The organism is Spirosoma aureum (genome assembly GCF_011604685.1).
In the GTDB taxonomy this organism is placed as follows: Bacteria; Bacteroidota; Bacteroidia; order Cytophagales; family Spirosomataceae; genus Spirosoma; species Spirosoma aureum.
The window spans coordinates 4,808,986-4,826,811 of the sequence record NZ_CP050063.1 but is presented as its reverse complement, the minus strand read 5'-3'; the positions used below and the strand labels follow the sequence as shown (position 1 = coordinate 4,826,811).

Genomic DNA, 17,826 nt, shown 5'->3' with positions numbered 1-17,826 from the left:
CAAAGCCATCTACCCATTTTCCTGAATTTCAACACCTTGAACAGACAGTAATTAATCCGTTAAAATGTCCGCTGAATACCTATTCCAACCTGTTGGCGTAACCCAACCAACGGACGGGGTTGATCGTATTGGAAATAAGTCAGTTTGTAGAAACCAACAGCCTGGTATCGTTCATGGAATTGATACTGATACGTTACCTGAGCATCCAGTAATGGCCCCTTCCCTAACCAGCTGATAGCGACTTGATCCCGTCCAAAATAGGGATAGTCCGGACGATAAACCGCACTAACGATCGATGCAAATGCCTGTCCCTGAATGCGCTGTCTGGCGCTCAGTTGATAGGTTGCCTTCGCCGATACGCCCAATGAGGCAACTGCTGTGGACACAATCGTCGAAACCTCCATATCTGGCGAATAATTCGTCGTGTTGTTAGTCAGTCGAAGCCCAAGGCCCCCGAAATATTGAACACGATTGTCCAGACGGCTAACTGGTAACAACCGCCACTGGTAATCGAAGGTCAAATCCACAAACTGAGTTGACGCTTTTCGGGAAACAATGGACTGGGGCGTTGCCCGCGTATAAGCAGCTTCGAGTTGCCATTGCGTTTTCAATCGGTTATGCCCATAGTAGGCTTGCAGGCCCAATCCGGTTCCCCGGTAGGTATAATCCGAATGGAACTGATCCTTGATTTGTAAGGGAGAAAATCCGGCTGTAAGTCCCCAGAATTGTGTTCGCTGCTGAGCCACAACCGGGTTAGCCAACAGCATCAATAAATAAACTAGTAGTGCATTCAATACATCCTTACTCATAAAAAAGCGGGAAGAATACCGAACCGGATCATTCGAAATACCTGCGCCGAGATTCCTGAATTCAAATTCCCTGCCGTAGAAACAACCACTACATTCAGGCTTGGAATAACGACAATAAAATGCCCCCCGTTGCCCGACGCATAATAAGCGGGATAGGTTTTATCATCCATGACAAATTGCCTCCGCCACCACAAGTAACCGTACTCCTGATCACGCAATACGACCTGTTTTCGGGTCGATTCGTCCACCCAATTGGCGGAAAGTACCTGCTGGTCCTGCCATTTCCCTTTATCCAGAAATAGCTGTCCAAGTTTCGCCATGTCGCGCGGCCGAATAAACATCCGCCCACTGGTGTTAACCTGACCGGTCGGCATGCGATCCCAGCGAATCGGCCCAATACCCAGCGGATTCCATAAATACGCCTGCGCAAATTCATCAACGGTTTTTCCCGTCGCCTGTTGAAGAATGCCCCCCAATACCGCAACGCCCCCGGTGCAATAGTTGCTCATGGTTCCGGGATTCGCTTTCATCGGCAGGCCAAGCGTATAGCGAATCCAATCCGGCGACTGGTACATCGTTGCTTCGTTGCCCGCTGATTGCGGGTCGTCATCGGCACACTCCAGGCCAGAACTCATCGTTAGCAAATCACGGATGGATATCTGCTTTTTGGCGGAAGTCAGGTTCGGCAAATCGGTGTATTGGGGAAAATAATCGACTACTTTATCATCGATGCTCTTGATCAGGTGTTTGTCGACTGCAATACCAACCAATGCCGAGGTGATGCTTTTCGTTGCCGAGTAAATGTTCTCGGGAATGGATTGGGTGTAGCCATTGAAGTAATTTTCATAGACCAGTTTCCCGTTTCTGACAATCAGCAGGCTATGGATATTCCGGTATTGTTCGGTCAGAATTTGATCGGTTAACTGTTCAATCGACCTGGGGTCCAACTGCTGACTCTGGAGCGACGCAACGGACCAACCATCGGCGATCGGTTCGGGAAGCTGATAGGTATAGCTTGCCGGAGGATCATTGCTTAACCGATTACAGGCCGTTAAACTGATTATCAACGTAATAAGTAAAAGTAGACGAAAGCACCCCATGATTCCCTTTTAAGTTGCTCACAAAGTTGAGCCGTTCGTGGAAGTAATAAAAAGGTTGCCCTATCCCTTAACGTTATTTAACAGGAAGTTGACCTCCGCTACTGATGAGCACCAGTTGCCAGTATGGCCCAGCCTGATCTACACAACTTAAAATAAGTTCAGATTGAGATAAGGTTTGCAATACTTATCATGCTGAATGTAGGCTTACCTGCCCGCTAATCGAGTTCCTATTCCTCACTGGAAAGCAAGCCGGTTACCCCAAACAGAACAGTTCCTAATAGTTTGGGGCCGAACTTCTTTCCGGTAAACCGGCCAAACTCGCTCATCCATTTGGTTTTTTCCACAACCTTTGCTCCGGTTTCCCGTAGAGCTTCCGTCGCTTCTTTACCAGCGGCTCTTCGGGTAAAATACATGACAGGGGCGCTCAGCCCTAATACGGAAATTCCGATCAATGTTCCTGCCACTGCGCCAACGGCTCCGGAGAATTCCTTCCCCGATTCTTCGAATTGCTTCCATTTTTCTTCGAAATCATAGTCTTTTGCATCCATGGCTTTTTTCGGGATAAGTTGAATGAAAATTGTCACTTAAAGATAGGCATAAGCCGTGTAGAACCGACATTTAGGGCTATTTTTAGGCCACGGCAGGAAATTCAGCCTGAGAACAAATGGTCAGAGCGGCAGAATTGATCGGGTTGCTGGCAGGCATTCAAACCAGTTCATGATGGATAAATTTTCAACGGCGATTTCGATAAATGGTGAACCTGCTGACCTGTGGGCAGCTTTAACAAAGCCTGAATTAATGGCTACCTGGTTGGGTGAGCCTGAAACGAAAATAGAGGTCGATACGACCTGGGATATCAACACTCCAATTTTCATTCGTGGTTTTCATCACGTGCCATTTGAAAATAAAGGAATGGTCCTACAATATGATAATGAACGTAAGCTAAGGTACAGTCATTTAAGTTCTGTGTCCCGACTCCCCGACAAGCCAGAAAATTATTCAATCCTTGAGTTTACATTAACTCCCATCGATAACCAGACACTATTGGCGCTTTCCATCGAAAACTTCCCGACTGAGTCAATTCAAAAACATCTGGAATTTTACTGGCGAACGACTGTCTTACTCATCAAAAAAAGCGTTGAAGAACTGGCAGATGAGTCTAACCAGTCGCTCGCTGGATCGTAGCGTCGTCCTGGACCTCCTATTGATTGTCCCTATCAATAGGCGAGAAACTTAGCTTGTAAAGCCAGTATCGTTTGTCAAACATGGGTGGTAATTCTTTCGCCTGCCTGAAACCCAGCTCCTCATACATTGACCGGGCGGCATTCATGAATTCACTGGTGTGCAGTGCTATCCCAATCTCACCCGTTGACTTCGCGTGATGAATACAAAGTTCCGTGAGTTTTCGGCCAATACGCAAGCCCCGGTAATCTGGATCAACGCCCAATAATCGGATATAACTCCAGTCTGCGGGAAAAATAGAGGTCGGGTTGCCGTTTGGCATCAAAAATATCACGCCAACCAACCGGCAGTTTGCTTCACAGACAAATGTGGTCGCTTTACCCAGCAAGTCCGCGTACAAGTTTTCATTTGACAAATTAGCCTCCATCCTGGCCCAGTTGATGGGCGTCAAAACAGCTTTATAATCGTGATACGATTTCAGCGTTAGCCGAGCGATGTTGGGAATATCACTAGCAGTTGCTGTACGATATGTCAATTGATGATCAACCATTTGGGTGTTTAACTTTCCACTATGAAGATTGCTCTTTTCCGGAATTACTGCCCCATTTTTAACCGGCTCCCGAAATTAAATTGTAATTTCTGGCCTGCATCATAGGTAATGCTCAGGACACTACCCAAATAATTGCTCGGCACCGTTACCAGATGCTTAATCTGAACTGGGTCCGTGCTGAGGGGAAGTCGACCACAGGACCAGACGCTGGCATCATTCCATGAACCTGTTTTAACGGTGTACATACTGGTGCATACGGGAAGTGTTTTGAAGGTATTAGAGGAAGTAAACGCTGAACTTTCGGTGGATGAACAACGCGTTTGGATCTGCCATTCGTATTGCGTATCAATGGCCAGTCCGGATAGATCGAAATAACCCTGCCCCTGATCGCTGCTTAGATTTGAGAGGGTGATCCAGTCGGTTGCACCGACCACCCGATAACGGCCTTCATACCGTGTGCCTGCGTCGGCATTGGCAAAGCTCCAGTTCAATCGAGCCGTCGTCATGGTCAGATTAGTGACGTTTAAATTGTACGGTGTACTACAGGTGAATGTTGTAAATGTATTGATGCCCGATGGAGCGGCATTGATACCGTTGGTACACTGGCTTCTGACCTGCCACTCATAGCTGGTGTTTCCGGTCAGCCCGGAAATGACCGTATGGGTGCTGGTTAGATTACTCACAGTTGTCCAGGCAGACGTGCCTGCCAGCCGATAAAATACCTCATAGCTTACATCAACACCTGCCTGGCCCCAGGATAAAAAAGCCGATGTAACCAGGGGTGTCTGTGTCAGATAATCGGGTGATTTACATTGGGTAACGAAGTTGGGGCCAGCTGAAAACGTTGAACTTTCCGTTTGTGAGCACAAGGTTCTGATCTGCCATTCATACGTTGTCTGATTGGATAATCCGCTAATGGAATAATTTCCTCCTGTGGTGGCACTACTTACATTGCTGATGGTCACCCAGTTTGCCTCACCGACCGCCCGATAGCGAAGGTCGAACTGCGTACCGGGATCAGTTGGGTTATACCAGTTTAACCGTGCGGACGACGACGAAATCAAATCAGTTGAGAGGTTATTGGGGTTAGGTGCGTAACAGCCAGTCGTAAACATCATTGTTGCGGTATAATCAGACTGGGCAGCGGCCGAGCAGGCTATTCGTACCCGCCATTCATACGTTGTGTTCGGCATAAGACCCGTCAGTTGCCGGGAGGAATACCCATATCTTGCCGTTTCGGTGACCAGATTCCAGGTTGGATTACCAACAGACCGGTATTGCAATTCAATGGTACTACCCGGCTCCAAGGCATTGGCATTTACCCAGCCAAGCGTAACCCCGGTTGCCGTCGGTGTACTGGAGAGCCCGATGGGAACCGCCGGACAGTAGGTGGTAAATGTCGATAACAGACTATACGCCGACTCGTCAGTGACCGAACAAACGCTTTTAGCCTGCCATTCGTAGGTTGTATTATTGGCTAAACCGGTCAGCGAACAGGTCGTAGTGGTTAGACTGCTAACTGCCGTCCAGTTGGTAGTGCCAACGGGTCGAAAGCGAACGGTATACGTTCGACCTGATTCGTTATACGGCATAAACCACGATAAATTCGCAGCTTCTGCTCGTGGCGAAGAACTCGGATATTGAGGAGTAACACAGGCGTAGGTCGTAAAGGTCAGTGGGTCCGTAAATTCTGAGGTAGCCGTTGCGGAACAAACGCCCTGCACCCGCCATTCATACTGCGTATCCGGCGTCAGACCCGTCAGCGTGTAAGACGATGTGTTGGTTAAAGTACTGCTGGTATTCCAGGTAGCCGAACCGACAGCCCTCCACTGAAGGATAGAGGCAGGTGAAAAGGCATTCCAGGAAATAGCCGCCGAAACACGGGCCGGAATGACGCTAAACGAATACGTAACTGGCATTGGGCAAAGAGTGGTGAAGGTAACTGGCCCCGAGTAGGTGTCCTGATCCGACGCTTTCACCCGCCACTCAAACGAAGAATATCCACTTAATGAAGAAATAGTAACTGAGGTTTGTGGTAGACGCACTAGTTCGTTCCAGCCAGTACTACCGATCGCCCGCCATTGCACATCGTAGGTTACATTGTTGCCAAGGCTGTTCCAGTTCAATTGTGCGGTATTGTCCGTAATGTTCGTCGTTGTCAGCCCGGTAACCGGATCTGTGGTCCGGGGAGTTGCTATATCAGCGGTTGGACTCAAACTGCCGGTTGTGCTGTTGGACGGACGAATGCGATAATAATAGTGCATGCGGAGCCGGGTATCATAATCCACAAATGTGGTCTCATCAGGCCCTACCCCGCCAATGGGGGCAAAACCCTCGGTGGCAGACGTTGACGAACGCTCAACAAAATAACCCATTTCATTCGTAGCGTTGTCCTGCCAGGTTATCGTAATGGCAATCCCATTGAGCGAGACAGCGACATTCGTGGGGGATGCGACATTCGTTGGGGGGTGAGAGAGGGAATAGCTCGTATGCGTCTGCCGAAGGGCCAAACCAGCCTGCATCCTGTCGTACTGGCCCGGTGTAAAATCGTGTGTACACGGAAAGTAATACGACATAATGTTGGTGATCGAGGGGGCGTAAAGATCCCCATTGGCATCGCGGGCCGTACTGCCCGGATTATATTGCGGGCAGCCATTTAGGTCTGTAACATAGGCTCCGGCAATGTGATAAGGATCGGCGGGCGTATCGCAGATTTCATCCCCCGCCGTCGTGCAGTTGGCTCCGGCTCCTCGTGTAACCAACTCGTCAGTCGGATACTCTCCATTGGAATACCCAAAAGTATGAAGCACACTAAACGTATGCCCTAATTCGTGAGGAATCAGGCGATTGCCTAAATCACTATCTCCTCCATTTGTTCCGATAAATGAACGGGTCGTACCGATGTCGTCTAAAGGAAAACGAGCAAATCCACCCACACCGGGGTTCGTAAAATGGGTAACATAATATTGGTTCAGCGCATCGGTCGCATCACGACCATCGACCGTATTTCCTTCAGGGAACGGAAAAACGTTGTATAAATCGTCATCATCGATGTAATCAGGCGTTGTGCCAGCGAAGTAAAACTGGATGCCAAATCCATTGAGCAGGTAATAGCTATTGGTAACGGCCATTACCTGATTGAGTCGGGTAAGATTGAAATCGGCGCTACCGTCGCTCCGGCGAACGATGTGGGGACGGATAGGGACGTAGGTAATGGCGGTTGGGGCAGCACCCGATGCCCGTTTGCGTTGCAGCGCCAGTCTTGCCAGTTGCCCAAGTGAGAGGGACTGAGCAGGGGTTAAACTTGGCGTACCACAGAACGGCAGAACGGGCTGGGTGACCGATTGGGCAACGACTAATTGGGTAAGGGTAAGCCAAAATAGGCAGCCAATCAGTATGATAAGTTGTTGGTAAAATTTTACGTTCATGGATTAAGGAGTAGCAGATTGGCAGGAGGACTTGGCTAATTTATCTATGCAATTCTCATCAGTTAGGGATATGGGATACGGTCAGTCTGGTTCTGTGGAGGTAGGGGTAAACCCAGAAAAACCGCTTACATTTTCAGTGTAAATGTAGGCGCGTCGCTTGTTAAAATGGAGCCAAATCCTATCAATATAGGGACATTTGACGAGGGGATGTACTAGCCGACAAAACAGAACGTTTCGTACCTTACGGTTTTAACCTGTCAATCTCTTCAGGCTATAGTGGTGACTTATCACCAACGTAAACGGCGAATAGCCCGGTTGGCGACACGATCTAATTTAACTAGCTTGTATTGGGTATTATTCAGTATGAAAGCGGACTCACCCTCAGTTTTATGACAATTCCAGCCTGGCGAACCCATTTTTCTCTTGGGCAGGCATGACTGCCTGACGAACCGATACAGTAGCTGGCAATACACCTAACCAGTTTGCGGCCCACTCAACCGATAGTTCAGAAATGGACGTTGGGGGTATGGATTCGAGCAATGGTTCACCCCGACCGCGTAGCAGGTATTCGGCTGATATTCGTGGCTCTACGCACAGAATCTGCTCGATAAGACACAAGTCGGCTGACGGCTTTTCTCCGTTCAGTAAGTGGGTCAATGAGGCCAACGGCAGGTTATAGTCTTTTGAAAATTGGTGTAGAGAACTGGCTAGGGCCGTAAAAATTACATTGATTCGGTCCGGGAAGGTAAGCATACGTTTACTTTTTAGCGATTTGGCACGACAAACCTATTGCTGTTTATGCTAACAATCAATGTGCCAAATAACTAATTTTTACCATCTGGTCTACTCATCGATCGCTATTTCAGGAAATATTCTGACAAAAAAGCTGTTTTCGAGCCTGTTTACTCCTAGTTGCTGACCATTTTACACTTCCTATAGATCAAGCGCTAACTGACTTCCCCTATTCAGGGAAACGGTTCGAAGACTTGACAGCGACACGCCCAGCAGGCGAATACCTTTGGGCGTTGGGATCAGCGACGCTAATAAATCAAAGCTGATTTGTTTTAATTGGTTCGGGTCACGAATCAGACTCAGTATCGTTCGACTGCGGGTAATTTGCTGAAAATCTGCATATTTGACTTTTAGCGTAACCGTCCGCCCTTGCACACCCGTCTTTTCACAATAAGCCCATACGCTTTCTAAAAGTGGCGCTAATGATTTGTACAATTCAACCTCGTCAGTCAGGTCCTGCTCAAATGTTGTTTCTGACCCGATCGATTTACGCACCCGGTCGGGCATAACCGGGCGGTGATCAATAGCCTGGGCAATGGAATAATAATGGAGACCCGCTTTCCCGAAATGCTGAACCAAAAAGGCTTCACGCTGCTGGCGTAGATCCAGGCCTGTAAAAATGCCAAGTTCATTCATTCGGGCCGCCGTAACACGACCGACCCCATGAAACTGACCGACTTCCAGTTGTTCGACAAAGGATTTCCCCTGATTCGGTTTAATGACGAATAGACCATCAGGCTTGCGATAATCGGATGCCAGCTTAGCCAGGAACTTATTATAGGAAACGCCCGCCGAAGCTGTAAGGCCGGTAACCGCCTTGATCCGGGCTTTAATGGCCTGAGCGATCAATGTAGCCGACGGATTATCGACCAGATTATGTGTTACGTCCAGATAGGCTTCATCCAGCGAGAGGGGTTCGATAAGGGGCGTGTATTCCGCAAATATAGCCCGTATCTGTTCCGAAACAGCCTTGTAAACGTCAAAACGGGGTTTCACAAAAATAAGATCAGGACATTTTCGAATGGCAATCGAGGAAGCCATAGCCGATCGAACGCCAAACTGGCGGGCCTCATAGCTGGCTGCGGCCACAACACCCCGCTGTCGGGAACCGCCAACGGCAACGGGTTTGCCTTGCAGGTCTGCATTATCCCGTTGCTCAACGGATGCATAAAACGCATCCATATCGATGTGAATAATTTTGCGATTGTCGGGCTGATCCACGTCCTTAGGTACTGAAGTCAGGTTAGTTGTCAGTTAACGGCTTTACCTGTCCCGAAAATACAAAAAATGGAGGCAATTGTACGAAAATAACGGTGATTGGTTCATGGTTTCGCGGGAGTGCGTATTTTTGAGATCACCCAAAATCCTACTCATTCTGTCATGTTAGATCTGGTCATTGATGCACGCCCGGCATCGTTAGGTAATGGGTTCAATGTGCGACGGATTCTCCCCTATCGGTTGCGACGAATGCTCGGACCGTTCATTTTTATGGATCATGGTGGGCCAGTGAGTCTCGACCCGGCCAGCGTGACCAGCATGGACGTGTTGCCCCATCCGCACATTGGCCTCTCTACAGTGAGTTATTTATTTGATGGACAGGTTACTCACCGCGACAGTCTGGGCGTACAGCAGATTATACGGCCGGGTGAAGTTAACTGGATGACAGCCGGGAGCGGTATTGCCCACTCGGAACGGTTCGAGGACCCGTCCATGCTGGCAGGTGGTACGCTGGAAATGATCCAGACCTGGGTGGCTCTCCCCGAAGCTGATGAAGAAAACGCGCCAAGCTTTACCAATTACCAGCCACAGGAATTACCCATTTATACCGATGGCGGCATCTGGATGCGATTAATTGCCGGTGATGCGTTTGGCTTGCACAATGACGTAAAAACCCACTCTCCGTTGTTTTATACGCATGTCGTTCTGAAAGCAGGAACCCGATTTGGCTTGCCAATGGGTTATCCTGAACGGGGCGCTTATGTGGCCAAAGGAAGCGTGGAAGTGGGTGGCCGGTTCTATACAGCCGGACAGCTTCTGGTATTTACGCCTGGAATTGATCCGGTCCTTATTGCTCGCGAAACCTGTACACTTATGTTCTTAGGAGGTGAACCACTGGGTGAGCGATTTATCTGGTGGAACTTTGTGTCTTCCCGGCGGGAGCGTATCGATCAGGCCAAAGCCGACTGGCAGGCTGGCCGTATTGCGTTACCACCGAATGACAACGCCGAGTTTGTGCCGCTGCCTGATGACCGATCCAGACCCGCCGGAACTCCTCCGCCCCAGCCCCTTTCCTGATCAGGCGGAGAGCGAATTAACGAAACAACTCCAGCAAAAAAACGGTACCTGAACATAGCATCGATGCGACCTACCCATCGATACTATGTTCAGAAAATTACCCACTTATAGCAGTTTCATACGAATTGGCAGTGCATTATTGAATGACCACCGGAAAATCGGTATCCAGGTCAGACGATCCCGGAGCGGGCGTTCCATTTTTCACATTAGGCTGGTGGCGAAGCACGACTTTCAGCTTTCCCGTTCCGGCATTCCCCGTTTTCAAATCCGTTGTTAATCCGATGGGATAAGGCCCTGGCGCCGGATTCGTGTCTTTGTCGGTGATTGTAACGGTGAGGGCCGAGGCTGCGCCGTTTGTTGCCGTATAGGTATATACGAAGAGGTGTTCGTTTGCTTTTTCCTTTATTTCTTCTGTAGCGTCAAGCGTGGGCGTTTTCGTTTTGTCATAGAGCGATACAACGCCCGAATAGGTTGTGTTGGCTTTCAGGTTTAGCGTTGCTTTACTGAAATCGGCGGAGGTGTTCAGGTTTTCGATCGTTGCCGTTACCACATCGGTCGGCGTGGCTTTGTTTGTCAATGTCAGCGTGGCCGTCGTGATGGCTTCATTATCGTCCGTTGGGGCAACATTTTCTTCATCTTTTTTACAGGCTCCGGCAACCAGCATAACCGGAACCACCATCCAGAGGGCTTTTTTCAATAGATACATAACGTACATCAGGTTATATGTGAAACTAATTTGACGCAAAGAGAATGTCATTGACGGCTGGCAAGCGTCAGGGGGAGCTTTAGTTTGAGCATGATGTTTCGCCCTGGCTCATCGGCGAAGTAGCGAAACCGGTCGAGGTAGTCCCGATACGCCCGGTTCAACAGATTTGAACCCGTCAGAATGACGGACATTGGGTGATTGCCCACTCGCCAGGAGAAACCGGCTTCGGCTCCAAACAATGTATAAGCGGGCGGAGGGGGCGCAAAATCCCCCGTAAAAATGATCTGCCCATTTTCCTGCCGTTGCGTAACGGTCGGAACCCGGTTTTGCCGGGCTACATACTGACTGGTAACACTCACATACACATTCGAAAGTGGCCCATGATTGGTGGTTGAGAAATCATAACGCAACCCGTTATCGGTATGATTTGCCGGAATATAGACCAGGTAATCGTTGTTCGTGTGATCGTACGCAAACAGCAGCGACGTTCGCGACGTGATGGTCAGCTGATCGGTCAGCTTATAACGTATGGTTGCATCCAGACCCCGAAATGTTGCCCGAACCTGGCTGTATGAATAAGCCGGGAACGCGCCCCGCTGCCGAATAATAGGCACTGAATCGGGCTTCAGGTAGATGTAATTGTTAATCCAGTTGTTATAGAAACCCAGATCCGCATAAAATCGCTTGCCGGTATATTCGACAGACAGATTCATGTTGTAAGCCTGCTCTGGATTCAGGTTTGGATTGCCACGCTCGTATGCTACGGCACTTTGGTGCAATCCGTCGGAATAGAGATCGCTCACCGTCGGGGCACGCCAGGCGGTACTCATCGTGCCAGATAGCGTTAGCTGCGGACTTGCCTGGTACGTGGCCCCCAGCGACACGGTAAAATTGCTCCAGTCGCGCGTTTTGGCAGTAGTGAGGTTGGTCGTCTCATCCAGAAAATACGCCCGGAGCCATCGGTAATCATACCGGATTCCTCCCTCCAGGGTCCAGCGGTCGTTGGCGTATCGCTCAATGGCATGAAGACCGGCGCCATAATTTCGGTAGTTCGGAATCAGGAATAAATACCGACGGACGTTTCCCTGCGTGATCCCATTAAATCCGAACGTTCCGGAAAACTGTCCACCCGTTGCGGTTTTAATTGCCCGATGCTCCCAGATCAGATCGGCGGTCTGCGTTACTAATTTCAGGTAGAGTTCAGGGTCGGTTATGCGACTAAACGACTGCAAATCATACTCCCGACGAACATTCTGCTGCTGAGCAACCGTAATCGAAAGGGTTCCCAATCGTTCCGACCGGACAAATGCTTTTACCTTCAGCAAATCGTGCTGCACCTGCTGATAAGGCCGACCCAGATCGTACGAAAATCCGGGTTGGATTATGGGTTCGGGACGGGCAATAGCGGCATAAAAATCAGCCAGACTACCGACCTGTGCACCGGTAAATAGTCCCACTTTCGTAGAAAACTGACTGTAAAAGATCTCGGCACCTACATGCTGACGCGAATAATTAATCGTACCGGAGAAATTATTCTCGTGATAACTACTGTTTTCGAGGTAGTATTCTGGTGTCTTTGCGTACCCTACGCGCTTGAGAGTACCTTGTAGCCGCCAGCTCAGCCCGGTTAGCTTTTTACCGAATGCCTGCTCAACAAGACCCGAAACAAGTCCCTGTCCTCCATTTGTACCGCCAACCAGGTTTAGCTCACCGGCAATTCCGGGTAGTGTTGGCATCACTTTCGGCTCGACAAGAATTACCCCCCCAATGGCATCGGAGCCGTAACGAATGCTTGCTGCCCCCTTGATTACAGTAAGCCGGGAAGCCAGAAACGGATCAATTTGCGGGGCGTGTTCGCTACCCCACTGCTGATCTTCCTGCCGTACGCCATTGTTTAATGTCAGAATTCGGTTGCTGTATAAACCGTGAATAACCGGTTTGGAGATGGACGGCCCCGTTTGAATCGAATACAATCCGGGTAGTGTTTTCAGGCTTTCCCCGAGCGACTGACCGCGCGTTGCATCGAGCGAATTCCCTGCCAGCTCCGTTTGTACCTGAAGCAACTGCTGGGCTTCAGATCGGTGTTCCGTGACAACGACCTCCTTCAACGTTTCATTGTCAGGTGTTAACGTAACCGGGGCCAGTGCGACTGGAGAATTCGTTCTAACAGTAATAGACGCTACATTCGTTTTATAGCCAACAAACTGATAGTCAATAACGTAATTACCCGGACAAAGGCCCGTAATCCGAAAATTTCCCGCCGAATCGGAAACGGTCCCAGTTGCCAATCCACGAATGGATATGGTTGCTCCGGCGAGTGGTGCGTGATTGTCCAGTCCCATAATTCGACCAGTCAATACGATACTACAGGCTCCAGATTGCGCCTGGCCCATGAAAGCGGTCCCCATAGACAGCCAGACAACACAACAAAGTTTTAGCAAATCATGCATCAGTCCCCTACTCCGACGATGATTAATTCTATCAGGATAAATCATCTTTATGCAACAACGTTGCAATATTAAGAAAAAGGGATGACACCACCCAAATTTGCGTGATTTTGTGCAGGATTTCTTTTTTCGATACGCTTTCAGCCCTTCTGACCAGCCAATCCCGGATTGAAGAGGGGCTAATGCAAAATATCGAACACCAGTTCGCGCAGGATGTCGCCCTCGCTCATCGTGGGTGTATCGATGCCTTTGCTCTGGGCATCGGCCCGACGGATCGCATGAATAATATCGGCGACTTTGGGCAATGTGAAGGCACGTGCCGCGGTCAGATAATCTTTAACAAAAAACGGATTGACGCCCAGCAGCTGGGCCAGTCCTTTGTCGGTCTGATCTTTGGATGCCTGCACCAGCAGCACTTTGCTAAAATAACCAAACAATTGCGCCAGGATCACAACCAAAGGGTTGTCTTTCGAATTTCGGGCGAAATAGTCGATAATCTGATTGGCTTTTACGATGTCGCGCTGACTGAGTGCTTTCTGAAGCTCAAACACGTTGTATTCCTTGCTGATTCCAACCAGCCGTTCGACGGTAGCGGCCGAAATTTCCTCGCCTACGTGCAGATTGATCAGAATCTTGTCAATCTCGCCCGCCAGTCGTTTGAGGTCGTTCCCGATGTGATCGGCCAGTAGCTGACAGGCTTTGGGGCTTACCTTGACTCCCTGTTCCCGGCAATATTCCCCGACCCAATCCGGGATTTTATTGTCGTAGAGCTTCTTGACACCCAATAGCTTGCCTTTCGCGCCAAACGCCTTTACCCAGGCTTTACGCTCGTCGAGGGCCGGTTTCCCGTCTTCCCTGACATAGCAAAGCATTAATATGGTACTGGATAGTGGATTCAGCGCATAGTCTTCAAAGAGTGTCTGCGCTGATTTATCACCGATGCCGGCCATTTGCTGGGCTTCCTTAACCAGCACCAGTTGCCGCTCGGCCATGAACGGATAGCGACGGGCGTAATTGAGCACAGCCCCCGCATCTGTGTCTTTTCCGAACAGTACAAATTGATTAAAACCACGTTCGGCAACCGGTATGGCCACCTTTTCGAGTTCTTCAGCAATGCGGTCGAGGTAATAGGGCTCGTCGCCATGAATGAGGTAAACAGGAGCAATCCGCTTATTGCGGATATCTTTTAACAGGGCGTCAACGGCTGCAATCAAAACGGGATTCGGTTTACGGTAAGCGGTTCGCAAAATTAACAGTTCGGGGGCATTTATGCTGTAGTAATGCGATTAGCCGTTTTTTCAGTATCGAATCTGCGAAGGTTCTTTATACATATTAGCTCATATACAGTCGTTTATCACGATTCAAAACCAGCTCATTTCGGCAGACTCACCTGTTTTCCGCTCGTTTTTCACTTGAGTACATAACCGATCAAGCTGGTTCAACACACCAGATTTCCGATGATCGACCGTTTAACTACCCCTTCATTTCTCCTCAGATTGGACGTGGTCGGGAATTCAGGGCGGAGTGAATACATGATCAGCCCTTGTAAGGATGCTACGGCAAACCAGCTCAGTCATCCATTTTGGCTACAACATATCCCAATTTGGCTACAGTCAACACCTGGCAAAAAAAGACCTTTGTGTTCTTCATTAATACAAAGGTTATGATTCACTCGAAAGGATATGCAGCGCAAAGTGCTGAAACGAATTTAGCCCCATGGAATTTTGACCGGAGGGACCTTGGACCGCATGACGTACTGATCGATATTGCTTATTGTGGAGTTTGCCACACCGACGTTCATTTGACGCGCAATGAATGGTTTCCCGGTATCTTTCCAATGGTACCCGGTCATGAGATTGTCGGTATCATTTCGCAGGTTGGCAGTCACGTACAAACGTTTAAAAAGGGCGACCGTGCCGCAGTGGGTGTGATGGTTGACTCCTGCCGGACCTGTGAAGAGTGCAGAAACGGGCAGGAGCAATTCTGTAGCGTGAGTCCGGTGCTGACGTACAACAATCTAGACCACAGCGGCCAGCCTGTCTACGGTGGCTATGCCAATAACATTGTTGTGCCCGAACATTTCGCCCTGCATGTAGCCGAAAACCTCGACTTTGCCGCTGTAGCCCCGTTGCTCTGTGCAGGCATCACGACCTATTCGCCCCTGCGCAAATGGAAGGTGGGCGAAGGCCATAAGCTTGCCGTTGTCGGTCTGGGTGGACTTGGCCATATGGCGGTGAAATTCGGTGTAGCTTTTGGCGCAGAAGTAACCGTATTAAGTACGTCTCCAAACAAAGCTGAAGCTGCGAAGAAACTGGGTGCGCACCAATTCGTTGTCACAAAGGATGAAGAGCAGATGAAGTCGGCTTTACGTTCATTCCACTTCATTATCGATACCGTTGCCGCCAATCACGACATTAATCCGTATCTTGGTTTACTCAAAACGAATGGTGTGTATATCAATGTGGGTATGCCAGCCGAGCCCTGGCAACTTCCTTCGTTCGCGCTGGCCACCGGCAATAAAGTAGTGGCTGGTTCAGGAGCCGGTGGTCTGCCAGAAACTCAGGAAATGCTGGATTTCTGCGCCCAGCATTCCATTGTTTCAGACATCGAGCTGATCAATATCAAAGACATTCATACCGCTTTTGAACGGATGTTAAAAGGAGATGTGTTGTATCGTTTTGTGATTGATATGGCGACGTTATAAAAGTTGAAGCCTTCGCCGGAATAGCTCAGGGCGTTCCGGCACCTGTTCACTCGTATGAAAAAAGCAACGAACCAACCCTATATATTCAACTCGATTTCGGAGTTACACCAGGCGCTGGGCTTGCCCAAACCGCTGCATCCCCTGGTAAGTCTGAGCAATTATGCTGACATCAAAACGGACACGACCGAAATAGCCAAGGGGATGATGACGAATCTGTACAAGATTTCGTACAAAAAGAATTTTACGGGTAAGGCCAGATATGGTCAGCATTATTATGATTTTAATGAAGGGGGTCTCTGTTTTGTTTCGCCCAATCAGCTGATTTCAGAAGCGGAACCACAGGGTAGTTACGAAGGGTTTACGCTGATGATTCATCCGGATTTTATCCGGAATTATCCGCTGGGGAAAACCATCAAAAGCTACGGGTTCTTTTCGTATTCATCCAACGAAGCCCTGCATCTTTCCGAACGGGAAAAAGAAATTATCATGGGCGTTTTCAAGAGCATTGGGGAAGAACTGGCTTCGTCCATCGACCAGTTTAGTCAGGATGTGATTGTCTCCCAGATTGAGCTGCTGCTCAACTACAGCAATCGGTTTTATAACCGCCAGTTTATTACCAGAAAAGCCATCAACCACGACCTTTTGACCAAGCTGGAAGCCTTACTAGCCGATTATTTTGACAGCCAGAAACCATTAACAACCGGCTTGCCTACGGTTCAGTACCTATCCGACCAACTGAATGTATCGCCCCGCTATTTAAGCGATATGCTCCGCATGCATACCGGGCAAAATACGCAGCAACATATTCATACCAAGTTGATTGAAAAAGCCAAGGAATTATTGAGTACTACTAATCTTTCGGTAGCCGAAATTGCCTACCAACTCGGTTTTGAGTACCCCCAATCGTTCAATAAAATCTTTAAACGTAAGGCCGACGTATCACCGATTGAATTCCGGCAATCGTTTAATTGAAACACGATATGATAAGTTGTCCTGAAAAGGCAAAATTTACGATTGAAATCATTCCAGACTAACTATCCAATGTCCTATTGCCGCGCTATAGATTCCATGTCCGACGATCGCCAGGCCCTGCACAAAGCCTATCACGACCATCTGTATGGCTTTCCCATTCACGATGACAATGAGCTGTTTTGCCGGCTGGTGCTTGAAATCAACCAGGCTGGCCTTAGCTGGGAAACCATCTTAAAAAAGGAAGCGACGTTCCGAATCGCCTACGACAATTTTGAACTGAAAACAGTGGCGGCCTATACCGATGCCGACCGGGAACGATTAATGGCAGATCCGGGCATTATTCGCAATCGACTGAAAATTAACGCAGCCATAGAAAATGCAAAAACCATACTAACGCTCCAGGAAGAGCATGGCTCGTTTGAAAAGTGGCTGGAATTACATCACCCTAAAACAAAAGAGGAATGGGTGAAGCTGTTCAAAAAGACCTTCCGCTTTACGGGTGGTGAAATCGTCAACGAGTTTTTAATGAGCATCGGTTTCCTGCCTGGTGCCCACTCATCCGATTGTAGGGTGTATACAAACGTGCTGGAGGCTAAACCGAAGTGGATGAATGCCTGATCTCAATCAATAAGTCATTATCCGCTCTACAACGGGCGCAGTTATGCTATTAATCTCCTCTGTCAACCCTTGCGACAAACCCAGTAATATGCGATTAGGGCTGCTCAGCATGGTTACGGGGAATTGTTTTCTTTCTGGTTCAGATTAGTTACTCCAAAAAGAATATTATTTCCTAATCTTAATTTATTCCTTATTTTCTATCAAATCATTTTCAATTACAAGA

The 17,826-nt window shown here is 48.8% G+C and carries 15 protein-coding genes; 5 read left to right on the top strand and 10 right to left on the bottom strand.

The features are described from left to right. Window positions 1-59: 59 nt before the first annotated feature. The 3 genes from G8759_RS19045 to G8759_RS19035 all read right to left on the bottom strand — a co-directional run bounded on the left by G8759_RS19045 (window position 60) and on the right by G8759_RS19035 (window position 2,457). The gene (locus G8759_RS19045) at window positions 60-809 is read right to left on the bottom strand and encodes an outer membrane beta-barrel protein (protein WP_167210849.1); all 750 of its coding nucleotides are present in this window, start codon (window positions 807-809) and stop codon (window positions 60-62) included. After that, window positions 806-1,876, bottom strand: coding sequence for a serine hydrolase domain-containing protein (locus tag G8759_RS19040; protein ID WP_167210847.1), 1,071 nt, complete (start codon window positions 1,874-1,876; stop codon window positions 806-808). The genes G8759_RS19045 and G8759_RS19040 overlap by 4 nt, the downstream gene beginning before the upstream one ends. 260 nt (window positions 1,877-2,136) lie before the next feature. Next, entirely contained in the window at window positions 2,137-2,457 is a 321-nt protein-coding gene (locus G8759_RS19035) for a hypothetical protein (protein WP_167210845.1), read from the bottom strand. A gap of 169 nt (window positions 2,458-2,626) precedes the next feature. Here G8759_RS19035 and G8759_RS19030 point away from each other — a divergent pair, with 169 nt between their 5' ends. After that, window positions 2,627-3,094: an SRPBCC family protein gene (locus G8759_RS19030; protein WP_167210843.1), complete on the top strand. Its 468-nt coding sequence runs from the start codon at window positions 2,627-2,629 to the stop codon at window positions 3,092-3,094. Window positions 3,095-3,110: 16 nt separating this feature from the next. Here G8759_RS19030 and G8759_RS19025 read toward each other — a convergent pair whose 3' ends face one another. The 4 genes from G8759_RS19025 to dinB all read right to left on the bottom strand — a co-directional run bounded on the left by G8759_RS19025 (window position 3,111) and on the right by dinB (window position 9,082). Next, window positions 3,111-3,641: a GNAT family N-acetyltransferase gene (locus tag G8759_RS19025; RefSeq protein WP_167210840.1), complete on the bottom strand. Its 531-nt coding sequence runs from the start codon at window positions 3,639-3,641 to the stop codon at window positions 3,111-3,113. Between the two features lie 44 nt (window positions 3,642-3,685). Further along, complete coding sequence (locus G8759_RS19020) at window positions 3,686-7,069, bottom strand: fibronectin type III domain-containing protein (protein ID WP_167210837.1); 3,384 nt, start codon at window positions 7,067-7,069, stop codon at window positions 3,686-3,688. A gap of 387 nt (window positions 7,070-7,456) precedes the next feature. Further along, a complete protein-coding gene (locus G8759_RS19015) occupies window positions 7,457-7,822 on the bottom strand; it encodes a hypothetical protein (protein ID WP_167210833.1) in 366 nt (121 codons plus the stop codon). Between the two features lie 180 nt (window positions 7,823-8,002). Next, window positions 8,003-9,082 (bottom strand): DNA polymerase IV, encoded by a 1,080-nt coding sequence (gene dinB, locus G8759_RS19010; protein WP_167210830.1) that lies wholly within the window; start codon window positions 9,080-9,082, stop codon window positions 8,003-8,005. A 159-nt stretch (window positions 9,083-9,241) separates the two neighbouring features. On the opposite strand from dinB, the gene G8759_RS19005 reads away from it, so the two are divergent. After that, window positions 9,242-10,156, top strand: a complete 915-nt coding sequence (locus G8759_RS19005) for a pirin family protein (RefSeq protein WP_167210827.1) — start codon at window positions 9,242-9,244, stop codon at window positions 10,154-10,156. Between the two features lie 136 nt (window positions 10,157-10,292). On the opposite strand, the gene G8759_RS19000 is transcribed toward G8759_RS19005, so the two are convergent. From G8759_RS19000 to holA, 3 genes are all read right to left on the bottom strand, one after another. Next, the gene (locus G8759_RS19000; RefSeq protein ID WP_167210823.1) at window positions 10,293-10,862 is read right to left on the bottom strand and encodes a hypothetical protein; all 570 of its coding nucleotides are present in this window, start codon (window positions 10,860-10,862) and stop codon (window positions 10,293-10,295) included. A gap of 47 nt (window positions 10,863-10,909) precedes the next feature. Next, a complete protein-coding gene (locus G8759_RS18995; protein ID WP_232073872.1) occupies window positions 10,910-13,270 on the bottom strand; it encodes a TonB-dependent receptor in 2,361 nt (786 codons plus the stop codon). 218 nt (window positions 13,271-13,488) lie between these two features. After that, on the bottom strand, window positions 13,489-14,523 hold the full coding sequence (gene holA / locus G8759_RS18990; RefSeq protein WP_167219108.1) for a DNA polymerase III subunit delta: 1,035 nt from the start codon (window positions 14,521-14,523) through the stop codon (window positions 13,489-13,491). Window positions 14,524-14,972: 449 nt separating this feature from the next. Here holA and G8759_RS18985 point away from each other — a divergent pair, with 449 nt between their 5' ends. The 3 genes from G8759_RS18985 to G8759_RS18975 all read left to right on the top strand — a co-directional run bounded on the left by G8759_RS18985 (window position 14,973) and on the right by G8759_RS18975 (window position 17,603). Next, on the top strand, window positions 14,973-16,013 hold the full coding sequence (locus G8759_RS18985; RefSeq protein ID WP_167210817.1) for an NAD(P)-dependent alcohol dehydrogenase: 1,041 nt from the start codon (window positions 14,973-14,975) through the stop codon (window positions 16,011-16,013). Between the two features lie 54 nt (window positions 16,014-16,067). Then, window positions 16,068-16,985: a helix-turn-helix domain-containing protein gene (locus tag G8759_RS18980; protein WP_167210814.1), complete on the top strand. Its 918-nt coding sequence runs from the start codon at window positions 16,068-16,070 to the stop codon at window positions 16,983-16,985. 96 nt (window positions 16,986-17,081) lie between these two features. Next, window positions 17,082-17,603 (top strand): DNA-3-methyladenine glycosylase I, encoded by a 522-nt coding sequence (locus G8759_RS18975; protein WP_232073871.1) that lies wholly within the window; start codon window positions 17,082-17,084, stop codon window positions 17,601-17,603. The last annotated feature ends 223 nt before the right edge of the window (window positions 17,604-17,826 follow it).